This is a genomic window from Erwinia sp. B116 (genome assembly GCF_002865965.1).
In the GTDB taxonomy this organism is placed as follows: domain Bacteria; phylum Pseudomonadota; class Gammaproteobacteria; order Enterobacterales; family Enterobacteriaceae; genus Erwinia.
On record NZ_JRZZ01000004.1, the window covers coordinates 245087 to 257499 of the forward strand.

Annotated in this window: 13 protein-coding genes and 1 other RNA gene; 4 read left to right on the plus strand and 10 right to left on the minus strand. The window is 61.8% G+C overall.

What is annotated here, in order from left to right:
• Positions 1-4: 4 nt before the first annotated feature.
• The 4 genes from NV64_RS23365 to rsmI form a co-directional block, all read right to left on the minus strand.
• On the minus strand, positions 5-217 hold the full coding sequence (locus tag NV64_RS23365; protein WP_056235542.1) for a hypothetical protein: 213 nt from the start codon (positions 215-217) through the stop codon (positions 5-7).
• 46 nt (positions 218-263) lie between these two features.
• Positions 264-827: a hypothetical protein gene (locus NV64_RS05280; protein ID WP_056235539.1), complete on the minus strand. Its 564-nt coding sequence runs from the start codon at positions 825-827 to the stop codon at positions 264-266.
• Between the two features lie 306 nt (positions 828-1133).
• Positions 1134-1511: RNase P RNA component class A (rnpB, locus tag NV64_RS05285), an RNA gene on the minus strand.
• Positions 1512-1543: 32 nt separating this feature from the next.
• On the minus strand, positions 1544-2407 hold the full coding sequence (rsmI, locus tag NV64_RS05290; protein ID WP_101505468.1) for a 16S rRNA (cytidine(1402)-2'-O)-methyltransferase: 864 nt from the start codon (positions 2405-2407) through the stop codon (positions 1544-1546).
• Between the two features lie 63 nt (positions 2408-2470).
• On the opposite strand from rsmI, the gene NV64_RS05295 reads away from it, so the two are divergent.
• From NV64_RS05295 to dolP, 4 genes are read left to right on the plus strand one after another with little or no spacing between them, the layout of a single operon-like run.
• Positions 2471-4567, plus strand: coding sequence for a penicillin-binding protein activator (locus tag NV64_RS05295; RefSeq protein WP_101505469.1), 2097 nt, complete (start codon positions 2471-2473; stop codon positions 4565-4567).
• Positions 4525-4917: a YraN family protein gene (locus NV64_RS05300; RefSeq protein WP_056235531.1), complete on the plus strand. Its 393-nt coding sequence runs from the start codon at positions 4525-4527 to the stop codon at positions 4915-4917. Before NV64_RS05295 ends, NV64_RS05300 begins: the two co-directional genes overlap by 43 nt.
• Before the next feature lie 39 nt (positions 4918-4956).
• A complete protein-coding gene (gene diaA / locus NV64_RS05305; RefSeq protein WP_101505470.1) occupies positions 4957-5547 on the plus strand; it encodes a DnaA initiator-associating protein DiaA in 591 nt (196 codons plus the stop codon).
• A 9-nt stretch (positions 5548-5556) separates the two neighbouring features.
• A complete protein-coding gene (dolP, locus tag NV64_RS05310) occupies positions 5557-6129 on the plus strand; it encodes a division/outer membrane stress-associated lipid-binding lipoprotein (RefSeq protein ID WP_056235527.1) in 573 nt (190 codons plus the stop codon).
• Positions 6130-6177: 48 nt separating this feature from the next.
• Here dolP and NV64_RS05315 read toward each other — a convergent pair whose 3' ends face one another.
• The 6 genes from NV64_RS05315 to NV64_RS05340 all read right to left on the minus strand — a co-directional run.
• Positions 6178-8085 carry a transcription antiterminator gene (locus NV64_RS05315; RefSeq protein WP_101505471.1) on the minus strand — a complete coding sequence of 636 codons (1908 nt, stop codon included), beginning with the start codon at positions 8083-8085 and terminating at the stop codon, positions 6178-6180.
• Between the two features lie 409 nt (positions 8086-8494).
• Positions 8495-9235, minus strand: a complete 741-nt coding sequence (locus NV64_RS05320) for a KDGP aldolase family protein (RefSeq protein WP_101505472.1) — start codon at positions 9233-9235, stop codon at positions 8495-8497.
• Complete coding sequence (locus NV64_RS05325) at positions 9232-10353, minus strand: DgaE family pyridoxal phosphate-dependent ammonia lyase (protein ID WP_101505473.1); 1122 nt, start codon at positions 10351-10353, stop codon at positions 9232-9234. Before NV64_RS05325 ends, NV64_RS05320 begins: the two co-directional genes overlap by 4 nt.
• Positions 10337-11470 carry an amidohydrolase/deacetylase family metallohydrolase gene (locus tag NV64_RS05330; protein WP_056235516.1) on the minus strand — a complete coding sequence of 378 codons (1134 nt, stop codon included), beginning with the start codon at positions 11468-11470 and terminating at the stop codon, positions 10337-10339. The genes NV64_RS05325 and NV64_RS05330 overlap by 17 nt, the downstream gene beginning before the upstream one ends.
• A gap of 44 nt (positions 11471-11514) precedes the next feature.
• Positions 11515-12159: a DUF4310 family protein gene (locus tag NV64_RS05335; RefSeq protein WP_056235513.1), complete on the minus strand. Its 645-nt coding sequence runs from the start codon at positions 12157-12159 to the stop codon at positions 11515-11517.
• 11 nt (positions 12160-12170) lie between these two features.
• The coding region (locus NV64_RS05340; protein WP_146005450.1) for a DUF4311 domain-containing protein at positions 12171-12413 on the minus strand (243 nt) is incomplete at its 5' end.

A 12413-nucleotide genomic window follows, 5' to 3' on the forward strand; every position in this document is an offset into this window, starting at 1 on the left:
CGCCTCAGGAATGGGTAAGATTTTTTGCAGCCTGAAAAATTACAGCAAGAACCTCCTCACGAGAAGCCGTGATCGGTTTCCCTGGCGGGGTGAGCCGATCAATCTCATCAGAAGTGAAGACTCTTTCTGTCAGCTCGCCGTTGAGCCTGAGCATGCGAGCATGCACCCTGTAAGGTTTAGCAGACATTGTTTCCTCTGTACGAATCTGCGATGCCATATAACCTCCTGTTATGATTACGCTCAGATTATTGCTCGTTTTTCAGTCAGTCACAATGCTTATCTGTGCCCTGCTGCAACCAGCGAAAAAGCGCATCCGCTTCGCGATACAGAATGAGCTTATTCCCTGAAATATCTTTGAATCCGTGTTGATCGATGTAGTAACTCGCCACCTGCTCGTTAATCGGCGAGATCAAACGCAGGCCGCTGCAATCGGTCTCCGCCATAAACAAAGTGGCAACCAGCAGAACAAAGCTAAACGTATTTCCATCCAGAACTGAATCCCGCAGGTGAAAATTTTGCACCATATCTATATTCAACATGGCTGGAGGCGGCCCATCAGGCGGGCAAAATCGAGTAAAACAAGCAGCAGCAGGTTTGTTCTCTGCATCGACTAATGAGAAGCTAAAATTAAACGCATTCGCGTCAGTTAACGCCGCCCCGCTGGTATCCCAGGGCAACTGACGTTCCTCAGGTTGACTACGACTCAAGTGGATACACCAGGCCATATCCTCAATGGTAAACCGGCGCACGTGAATGGCGTAGCCAAGCCGGATGAATACCGAATTGGCTACGTTGAGGGTTTGCCTGGCAATATTTCTGATATCCATATCCGCCGTTCTCTCTGATGAAGGGGGCTTTCAGAGCAATACTAATGCGTAAGTTGAGGGGGGCAAGCCTGTTCTGCCGGCAGACTTCATAACCTGAAGAGGCATCGCAAGACATTAATGAAAAGTGGCGGTTACATTAATAATCTGTGCAGTATCTCGCGAAGGAAATCCTCTGCTGAAGATAGGTTTTCTCTGAAAATGCAGTCAATAACGACTGACCACCTTCTTTCATGAAGAGTGTCGTGGACAGTCATTCATCCGGCGGAAAAGCAAAAAACCCGCCGAAGCGGGTTTTTATACTGAATGAGTTGAAGCTGACCGGTAAGCCGGGTTCTGTCGTGGACAGTCATTCATCTAGGCCAGCAATCGCTCACTGGCTCAAGCAGCCTACCCGGGTTCAGTACGGGCCGTACCTTGTGAACCCCTATTTGGCCTTGCTCCGGGTGGAGTTTACCGTGCCGCGAACTGTTACCAGCCGCGCGGTGCGCTCTTACCGCACCCTTTCACCCTTACCTGATCCCGTTTACACGGGCCATCGGCGGTTTGCTCTCTGTTGCACTGGTCGTGGGCTTGCGCCCCCCAGGCGTTACCTGGCACCCTGCCCTATGGAGCCCGGACTTTCCTCCCCTTTGTCTGTCTCCCCGAAGGGGACGGCAACAAAGCGGCGACTGTCTGGTCAGCTTCGGCGCGCAGTGTATAGGGTTTTCTGTGGCTTGTCACTCACCCTGCTGGTCAAGCGCGTACTTATACAGGGCATTTTTCTTCACGCCGTGGATTTCGGCGGTCAGCGCTGCCGCTTTTTTCAGCGGCAGCTCGGTCTGCAGCAGCGCCAGCGTGCGCAGCGCCTCCTGCGGCAGCGCCTCCTCTTCGGCGTGGAAGCCTTCGACGATCAGCACCATCTCGCCCTTGCGGCGGTTCTCATCCTCCTGCACCCACGCCAGCAGCTCGCCCACCGGCGCACCATGAATCGACTCCCAGGTTTTGGTAATTTCCCGCGCCAGCACCACGTAGCGTTCAGCGCCCAGCACCTGGACCATATCCTGCAGGCTGTCGAGCAGGCGGTGGGTCGACTCATAAAAAATCAGCGTGCGTGGCTCTTCCAGCACGGCGCGCAGCGCATCACAACGGCCTTTGCTTTTGGCTGGCAGGAAGCCTTCATAGCAGAAGCGATCCGAGGGCAGCCCGGACGCGCTGAGCGCGGTAATCGCCGCACAGGCACCCGGCAGCGGCACCACTCGGATGCCGGCTTCACGGCACAGGCGCACCAGGTGATAGCCCGGATCGTTGATCAGCGGCGTGCCGGCATCGGAAACCAGCGCTATGCTTTGACCGTCCTGCAGCTTCGCCAGCAGCGTCTCCGCCTTCTGCTGTTCATTATGATCGTGCAGTGCGAACAGCCGCGCATTGATGGCGAAATGTTGTAGCAACAGCCCGGTATGACGTGTATCTTCCGCTGCGATCAGGTCGACGCCTGCCAGCACCGCCAGGGCCCGCTGGGTGATATCGCCCAGGTTACCAATCGGTGTGGGAACGATATAGAGCGTGCTGGCAGAAATCTCTGCCCGATCGTGTTGTTTCATTGTTTGATCCGAATTGCCGATTTAATATTGAGCATCTTGAAAAAAAACATCACTGGATACAGTATGCTTCCTTCGAAAGTAATTCACAGCAAAGCCGGGCGCATTGCCCCGCTGCTGCTGGCAGCACTGATTTTTGCCGGTTGTACCGGTAACACCCCGCAAACGCCCCCGGCGGATGTCCAGGGCGCGGCCACCGGCACCTCAGACTATTACCTGCAGCAGATGCAGCAAAGTGCAGATGATAACAAGGTTAACTGGCAATTACTCGCAATCAGAGCATTGCTGAACGAAGGCAAGCTGCCCGTCGCTAACGATCAGCTGTCACAGCTGCCGCAGCAGCTAAGCAGCACCCAGAGCCAGGAAGTGCTGCTGCTGCGCGCTCAGCTGAGCACCGCACAGCAAAACAGCCAGGCCGCCGCCGCACAGCTGAAGCAGATCGATCCGTCGGCGCTGTCGAAAGATCAGCTGGCGCGCTATTACCAGCTGCAGATCGCCGCAGGCCAGGGGCAGCCGTCGCTGGATCTGCTGCGGGCCTATATCGCCCAGGAGCCGCTGCTTGGCAGTCCGGCGGACAAGCAGAAAAATATTGATGCCACCTGGCAGGCGCTGACGCAGCTGAGCCAGCAACAGATGAATACTCTGACCATCAACGCCAATGAGAACGTGCTGCAGGGCTGGCTGGATCTGCTGGGCGTTTACCGCGCCAACAGCAGCGATCCGGATATGCTGAAAGCCGGCATCAGCGACTGGCAGACCCGTTACCCTTACAACCCGGCGGCAAAAATGCTGCCTTCCGCATTGAGCCAGGTGCAGAATTATCAGCCGGCCTCCACCGGCAAAATCGCCCTGCTGCTGCCGCTGAGCGGCCAGGCGCAGGTGTTTGCCAGCGCCATTCAGAAGGGTTTTAACGACGCGAAAAACGGCCTGCTGGCGCAGAGCACCGCGCCGCAGGCGCAGGCCCCGGTGCAGGCAGCAGATGCCCAACCCGCTGCCGCTGATGCCGGTGCGGTGGTCAGCCCGTCCGCCGCACCGGTGGACGGCAGCGCGCAATCCGCTAACGGTGACACGACTGCCGCAGCGGGCGGTGCGCTTCAGACCGCAGGCAATAGCGGCAACGCGCCCGCTAATCCACAGGCAGGCAGCAGCGTGGCCGCGCCTTCCTCCAGCACCCAGCTACAGGTTTATGACACCGGCAGCCAGCCGGTGGCCCCGCTGCTGAGCCAGGCGCAGACCGACGGCGCCACGCTGGTGGTCGGCCCGCTGCTGAAAAACCAGGTGGAAGATCTGGCAAACAGCCAGACGCCGCTGAACGTGCTGGCGCTGAACGAGCCGGGCACCATCCAGAACCGTCCGAATCTTTGCTATTTTGCGCTTTCTCCTGAAGACGAAGCGCGCGATGCCGCCCATCATATGTGGGACCAGGGCAAACGCGCCCCGCTGCTGCTGGTACCGCGCAGCGGTCTCGGCGATCGGGTTAAGGTGGCCTTCAGCCGCGAATGGCAGAAGCTGGGCGGCGCCACCGTCCTGCAGCAGCAGTTTGGCTCGAGCGCCGAGCTGAAACAGGGGATCAACAGCGGCGCGGGTATCCGCCTGAGCGGCACCCCGATTGACGTTCAGCCTGAACCGACCCAGGCGGTCAGCGTCGCCGGCCTGACCCTGCCGGCACCGCAGGGGCTGACCCAGCCAGGCCCGGTTACCGACGGCGGCAGCAATAGCAGCAGCAGCGTCGACTCGGTCTATATCATCGCCACCCCGGACGAACTGGCGCTGATTAAACCGATGATCGCCATGCGCGTCAGCAGTCGTGATAATGTGGGTCTGTACGCCAGCTCGCGCAGCAATCAGGCCGGTGCCGGCCCGGACTATCGTCTGGAGATGGATGGCCTGCAGTACAGCGATATTCCGCTGTTGTCCGGCGCTAACCCGGCGCTGATGCAGCAGGCGGCAAGGAACTTTAACAACGATTACTCGCTGGTGCGGCTGTACGCGATGGGCATTGATGCCTGGACGCTGGCCAACCACTTCAGCGAAATGCGCCAGTTGCCGGGCTTCCAGCTCAAAGGCAACACCGGTACGCTGAGCGCCAGCCAGGATTGCGTGATTAACAGGAAGTTAATATGGAACCAGTATCGTCAGGGGCAGGTGGTGCCGGTGTCCTGACCCGGCAGCAGCAGGGCGCGGCGCGGGAACGTCAGGCGCGCCGCCTGCTGGAAGAGGCAGGGCTGCGCTTCGTCGCCGCCAACGTGCGCTACCGCAGCGGTGAGATTGACCTGATCATGCGGGATAAGCAGTGTTGGGTCTTTGTCGAGGTGCGCTATCGCCGCTCAGACCGCTTCGGCGGCGCGGCGGCCAGCGTCACCCGCAGCAAGCAGCTCAAGCTGCTGAAGGCCGCGGCGCTGTGGCTGCACGGGCGCGGGCTGAGTTTTACCAGCGCCAGCTGTCGTTTTGACGTGGTTGCCATCACCGGTGAACAGGTCGAATGGCTGGCGAATGCCTTTACGGCGGAATAAGAGCCTGAATTCACGGGCCCAATTAACCAGGTGAACACTGTGCTGGAAAGAATTAAAGTCTGCTTTACCGAAAGTATCCAAACCCAGATTGCGGCCGCAGAGGCCCTGCCAGACGCCATCTCCCGCGCGGCGATGACCCTGGTGCAGTCGCTGCTGAATGGCAACAAAATCCTGAGCTGTGGCAACGGAACCTCCAGCGCCAATGCCCAGCATTTTGCTGCCAGCCTGATTAACCGTTTTGAAAGCGAGCGCCCGAGCCTGCCGGCGATCGCGCTGAGCGCCGATAACGTGTTGTTAACGGCGATAGGGAACGATCGCCTGCATGATGAGGTCTATGCCAAGCAGGTGCGCGCCTTCGGCCACGCCGGCGATATCCTGCTGGCGATCTCAACCCGCGGCAACAGTCGCGATATTGTGAAAGCCGTGGAAGCCGCGGTCACCCGTGATATGACCATTATTGCCCTGACCGGCCACGATGGCGGCGAGCTGGCGGGCCTGCTCGGGCCACAGGACGTGGAGATCCGCATTCCTTCGCACCGCAGTGCCAGGATTCAGGAGATGCATATGTTAACCGTGAACTGCCTGTGCGATTTAATCGACAACACCTTGTTCCCCCACCAGGATGTTTAAGGAGATCAAATGAAAATATTATCTGCCGGTGCCGTGATTCTGACCGCGCTACTGTTGCAGGGCTGCGTGGCGGCCGTGGTTGGCAGCGCGGCCGTCGCCACCAAAAGCGCGACCGACCCGCGCTCCGTTGGCACCCAGGTTGATGACGGCACGCTGGAGCTGCGCGTGACCAACGCCTTGTCGAAAGATGAGCAGATCAAACAGAACGCCCGCATCGTCGCCACCGCCTATCAGGGCAAAGTGCTGCTGACCGGCCAGTCGCCGAACGCCGAGCTGTCCAGCCGTGCCAAACAGATCGCCGTTGGCGTCGATGGCGCGACCGAGGTCTATAACGAGATCCGTACCGGCAATAAGGCCAGCTTCGGCACCGCCTCGTCCGATACCTGGATCACCACCAAGGTGCGTTCGCAGCTGCTGGGCAGCGACCAGGTGAAATCTTCTAACGTGAAGGTGACCACCGAGAACGGTGAGGTGTTCCTGCTGGGCCTGGTGACCAGTGAAGAAGCCAAAGCCGCGGCCGATATCGCCAGCCGCGTCAGCGGCGTGAAGCACGTCACCACCGCCTTCACCATTCTGAAATAATCCTCCCGGGGCCGGCAGCGGCTGGCCCCGTAAGCCGATCTGCCGGGCTTACAGCCGGCTTAAGCACTCCATCGCTACCGTCTTAAAGCTGGCAAAGTCGGCACAGTCGCGCAGCCGCAGCGTGGCGCGTTCGCGGACAAAGGTGACAAACAGCTCGTAGATCGCCATCGCCTGCTCATAGTCCTCCTTGCTGATCGCCAGCAGGAAGATCACATAGGCCGTCTCGTCACCCCAGGCGATCCCCTGCGGGGCCAGCACGGTATAGACGCAGCTACGCTGCGCCTGCAGCCCCAGCGCGTGCGGCAGCGCGATGCCCTCACCGAGCAGCGTGCTGACGATGGCTTCGCGCTCCTCCACTGAGGGGTAAAAGGCCGTATCCACCACCCCATCCTGCTGCAGCCGATCGCACAGCTGGCGAAACAGCTCGCTGCGCGCAACGGGCTGCTCCAGCCGCAGGAAGTGCCGTTCTGAGAAGTATTTCTCCAGCATCCAGGGGCGGGTGCGATCCAGCAGCGCCAGCTTGCCCAGCTGCTCCAGCTGATAGTCGCTGGGGAACGGATCGACCACCACCACCGGCTTCTCTTTCTCCTCCAGCCGCACGGTAGAGACCACAAAATCCGCCTCCACCGTCGTCAGCTGTTCATAATCGCGCCAGGTGATCATCTCCTGTACCACCAGCTGCGGATAGTGCCGCAGCAGCATCGCCTGCAGCATGCGCAGGGTGGAGTTGCCGCTGTCGCAGACCAGCATCACCTGCGGCTGACGCTGATAGCCGACCTGATAGTGGCGCTCAAGCCCGACGCCAATATGCAGCACCAGAAAACCGACCTCATTCTCGCTGACGCGGTAAGGGGTATGTTTACTCCAGCTGGTCACCGCCGACAGCGTAATGTCGTACGCCAGCGGGTAGTGCTGCTTGATGTTGTCGAGCAGCGGATTCGGAATGGCGATCTGATAACGCAGGCGGGTGATCAGGGTTTTAACGTGGGTCAGCAGATCGGCGCGCAGCTGCCGGTCGTGCTGCAGGGCAAAGTTATAGCGCTCGTTGATGTAGCGCAGCAGATAGTCGACCAGCAGCTCATCGTCATCGGCACCGATCGTCCCGGCGGCAAGCTCGCCGATGCGTCGCGCCGCCAGCTGCACCCGCAGCCAGGCCTCTTCGGCGGCGGGCAGCACCCTGCCCGCCAGCGGCTGCAGCAGCGCGGCAAGCTGACGTGCCGCCTGCTGCACGTCATCATCCACCTCGGTGGCAATCGCCTCGTTTAACGGGCAACCCGCCGCCAGCCGCTGTACCGCCAGCGCACAGTAGAGCCGCAGGTAGCGCTCACCGTCATCGCTGACCCTAAGTCCGGAGTGCAGCAACGCCTGGTGCAGCAGCGGCTGCACGGCTGCCAGCCGTTGGTCGTCGAGCGCCGCGCTCAGCGTCGGCGGTAAGGGCCCGGCGCTGCTGTGCTGATAGAGCAGATCGGTCAGGCCGCTGCGGATCGCCCGCTCAGGGCCGAACAGCTTCATGCCGAAACGCGGCCGGCTCTCAATCGTCAGCTCATAGCGGCCCAGCCACTCGCGCACCTCCGCCATATCCCCCTGCAGCGTATTGCGGCTGACGAACCACTCACAGGCCAGATCTTCCAGCTTCAGCGCAAAGGCGGAGGTGAGAAAACGCAGCAACAGCTGCAGCACGCGGTCGGCCGAGGTGCGCGGCGTGCCGGCAGCGGGCGCGGCGGTTTGCAGCATCGCATGGAAACGGCGCTCATCGTCGATCTGCAGCTGATAGCCGCTGCCGCGATTGAGCTGCAGGCTGGCACCGTGATCGGCCATCAGCTGGTTCAGCGCGGCGATATCGGTGCGCACGGTGCGGGTGGAGACGGCCAGCCGCCGCGCCAGCTCATCCTGCGGCAGCGGCTCGTTTTGCAGCAGGGCAAACAGCCGGGCCAGACGTTGATTAGGGAATCTCACGATGTGCTTTTTCCAGTGTGCCACGCGGGTTGAAGACGAAGGAGAAAGGCAGCCTAACTTTATTCGCGCCGAGAAAATAGTGGCAAATCCTTAAAACGCGATCTGCCACGCTCCGCGCACCGCCAGGTATCGCCGACCGCGATAGTCGGATACCGCCGTCAGTCATCATCAGATACCACTAACGGCCATTGCCGGATACCGCCGTCAGTCATCGTCAGATACCACCGACGGCCATCGCCGGATACCGCCGTCAGTCATCATCAGATACCACCAACGGCCATTGCCGGATACCGCCGCCAGTCATCGTCGTTACCCCCAGCAGCCATTGCCGGCAATCATCCACCGCTAGTCATTGTCAGATGCCAGAGGAAACAACAGCCTCTCTCCCGGCAGGCACCTGACGGGCGGCTTACTTCAGCAGCTGCTGCGTCACCCTCAGCAGTTCAGCCACGTCCTGCGGCCGGGTCAGGCCGGTTTCCTGGTCAATGATCGAGCTGTAGATATGCGGGACGATTTTACTGACGCCGGCATCCAGCGCGATCTGCATAATGGTGGCGTAGTTGGCCAGATCGATGCCGCCGGTCGGCTCCAGCCAGAAATCCTGCTGCGCACAGGCGCGCGCCACTTCACTGAACTCATCCAGCCGTGCCGTGCCGCCCATCGGATAGTACTTCACCGAGCTGCCGCCCATATCGCGCAGCATGGCGATGGCGCTGGCCACCGGCACCAACGCCGGTTCGGCCTGCGCGCTGAGCGGCCCGGTGGCCACGTTGACCCAGCCCGGCCGCCCGCTGGGGGAGATTAGCCCGTTGACCAGCGTCTGCTGCTGGCCGAGCAGCGCCCGGCTGGTGCCGACGCCGGTGAACACCTGGTTGACGTGCTGCGGCTGCACCAGGGCAGCAATTTCACTGACCATCGCCGACTGCTTAGGATCGCCCGCGCCCAGCCCGACCGACAGCGCGTTATCGGTCAGCCGCGCGTACTCGCGCATGTCCGACACCGCGGCGTGTACGCTGGGGTAGTTTTTTGACAGTACGCCGACCAGCACGTAGCCCTCCGCCGCTTCCCATACCTCGCGGGCGTTCTGGTGCGAGGCGGCCAGCACGTTCAGGCAGACGCGATTACGGTAAAAATTGGGGCTCAGTTTCATCCCTGGGTTTCTCCGTTTAACAGTGAAGCGATAGCAAGATACAGCGTTTGCAGCTGTTCGCTGCTGACGCTGCGCACGTCCACTTCGACGATGCCTTCGTTGGCCTTGTAGCCACGGAAGTAGATCGCCGGGCGGCCCTGTTTTAGCGCCTGGACCAATGACGCGGTGCTGCGGCCGATGGCCGCCTCATCCAGATGAATTTCGGTGCGGGCGATATCACGCCCGGCGCTGTCCCACACCACCCGCGCCTGCACGCCGTGCAAATCGTTAAGCTGCGCAATAAACGGCGTCATTTTTTCCACCATTGCTGCGCCACTGGCCTTCTCCTGCTGCAGGTACTCTTCCACCGCCCGGGTCAGGCCGAGAATGCCCTCTTTACCGACCTTCATCGCCCGGCCAATGCCCTGCGACTGACGTTTCACCCAGGCAACAGGCTGCTGCCGTCCGACCACCAGCCCGCTGGTCGGCCCCTCGATCGCTTTGGCCCCGCTGTAGATCACCAGATCGGCCCCTGCGGCGTAGTACGCCTGCAGATCCTCTTCGGCGGCGGCATCGACGATCAGCGGCACGCCGTGCTCGCGCGCCACCGTTGCCGCCTGCGCCACGCTGAGATGGCTTTTCTGCACGCAGTGGTGCGACTTGATATAGAGGATCGCCGCCGTGCTGGCGGTCACCGCGGCGGCCAGCTGCGCAGGGGAGCATTCGTTGGCGTAGCCCGCTTCCACCAGCCGTCCGCCGCCCAGCGCCACCATGGTGCCCACCGGGGCACCGAAATTGACGTTGTGGCCTTTCGGCAGCACGATCTCATGCGGCACGCTGAGCGGCGCGCTGTGCAGGTTGTCGAGCAGCCAGTCGTCGTCGCGGGCGATGACCGCCGCCACCGACTGGGCAATGCCGGCCGAGGCGCAGGAGACCACCAGCGCATCTTCACAACCGAGCAGCCCGGCAATGTACGCGCCGGTTTTGTCCACCAGGTCTTTCATCTCAAAGTAGTGGCTGAGGCCGTCATTAACCGCCTCCACCACCGCCGCGCCCGGGGTAGATACCCCGAGGATCGTCATGCGTCCGGAGGCGTTAATCACCGGCTTTAAGCCGTATTGTTCATAAACAGAAGTCATGGCTGTGCTCCCCTTGTTCGGTGAAAAAGATCTGCCCGCCGACCACGGCGGCGAGCGGCACCAGCTGCCGCTCGCCGTTCAGCATCTCGCCGTCGGCGTCGGTAAACAGGCAGGGTTCAGAACGCAGATCGAAAAGGGTCAGATCGGCGTCCATGCCCGGCTGCAGCCGGCCGCGGCCCTGCAGCCTCAGCCCGTCAGCGGCATGGGCGGTGACGCAGTCGATCACCTGCGGCAGCGTCATGCCGATGTTGAGAAATTTCGACATCACGTGTGCCAGGCTACGCACCGGCCCGTGCAGACGGTTGCGGCAGTAAATATCGGAGCTGATGGTGTGCGGCAGGATGCCGCGGGCGATCGCCGCCTGCGCCACCGCAAAGCTGAAGCTGGCACTGCCGTGGCCCACGTCCAGCCGCACGCCGCGCGCCAGCGCCTGTTGTACCGAGGCGCGCAGCTCGCCCGCCGGCGTCAGAATGCGGTTGGGTTTGCCGTTGTAGCAGTGGGTGATGATGTCGCCGCGCCCGAGCAGACCGGCAATCTGATCCAGATCCGGCGGCGCGTTGCCGATATGCACCATCAGCGGCAGCCCGCCGTTCTCCTGCTGGAGCGTTTTGGCACGCTCCAGCGGCCTGATGCCGTTACTCTCCACCACGCTGCTGCTGATGCGCGCCTTCAGGCCGACGATAAACTGCGGCAGCCGCCGCAGCGCGGCCTGCACCGCCGCACCGTCGATACGCGACATATCGGCCAGTTCGTTCTGGGTCTCAATGCCGCTGCGGGCGATATTCAGCAGCGCCAGCACCCGGGTGTCGCAGCCGCGGGTCAGCTGATAAAAGTCATCGACCTGGTCAGCGCCGGTGCTGCCGGCGTCGATCACCGTGGTCACCCCGGTGGCAACGCCGATGCGATCCGCCTCGTCGTGGTAGATCGGCGATTTCGGGTAACAGTGCACGTGGCTGTCGATCCAGCCGGCGCTCAGCCACACCCGCCCGGCCAGGTCCCACTCGCGCCGCGCGTCGCCCGCCACGCTGCCCACGGCGGCAATTTTGTCCTCACGCACGGCGATATCGCTCAGGCTGCCGTCGCTGAGCCGGGCGCGGCGGATAATCAAATCAAACATGGTGTTCTCCTCTGCGCGGCGGCCGGAGCCGCCGCACGACAGCGTTACAGCGAGATCGGGAACAGCGCGCCCAGCGCCATCGCGCCGAGGATCGCCCCACCGGTAATCGGTTTGTTCCACAGATAGAACAGCAGCGATCCGGCCAGCGATCCGAGGCCGATCGGGATCGAGGCGCTCATCGCCGACAGGATAATCAGCGGGCCGAGGAAACGCCCGGAAGCGTTACCCGCCCCCATCATCACGTCGGCGCCGTAGGTGGAGTCGCTGTTGCTGATGGTGAACTTACGCGCGAGGATAATCAGGTAACCGATCGCCAGCCCGACCGCCAGGCCGGTGGCCAGCGATGCGGCAAAGTTGGCGACCGGGAAGACGATCCCGGCACCCAGCAGCAGCGCCGGTACGCCAAGGCCGACCCCGGTCTGGATCGCGCCGCCGATATCCAGAATGCCGACCAGCGAACCTTCGATAATGCGCGCAAACAGGAAGCTGGCTCCAAAGGCGGCCACCGCGCCGTAGACGCCGGTCTCCATCCCCGCACGCAGCATCGAGACAAATGCCACTTCGTTAAACGCGCCAAGCCCGTAGACGTAGTACATGTGCGTACCGGCAAACACCCCGGATGAGAGCAGGCCGACAAAGATCGGGAACGACCAGTCGGCGTACCAGAAACCGCTTTTTGACTCTTCCATACCTGCTCCTCTTACTTACCGCTCAGGGTGTTGTGGATCATATCCAGCCAGCCGGGCACGCCGAGGCGGAAGGACTCCAGCAGCTTCATGTCAAATCCGCGGAAGAAGCCGCTGAGCACGAACAGCAGCACGATTGCCACCATCATCACTTTGGTGACCCGCGTCCAGCCGCTCTCTTCCACGCCTTTGCCGATCAGAATGCCCAGCACCAGCCCCGGCACCGCGTTACCCATAATCAGCTGCGCGAGGCCGCC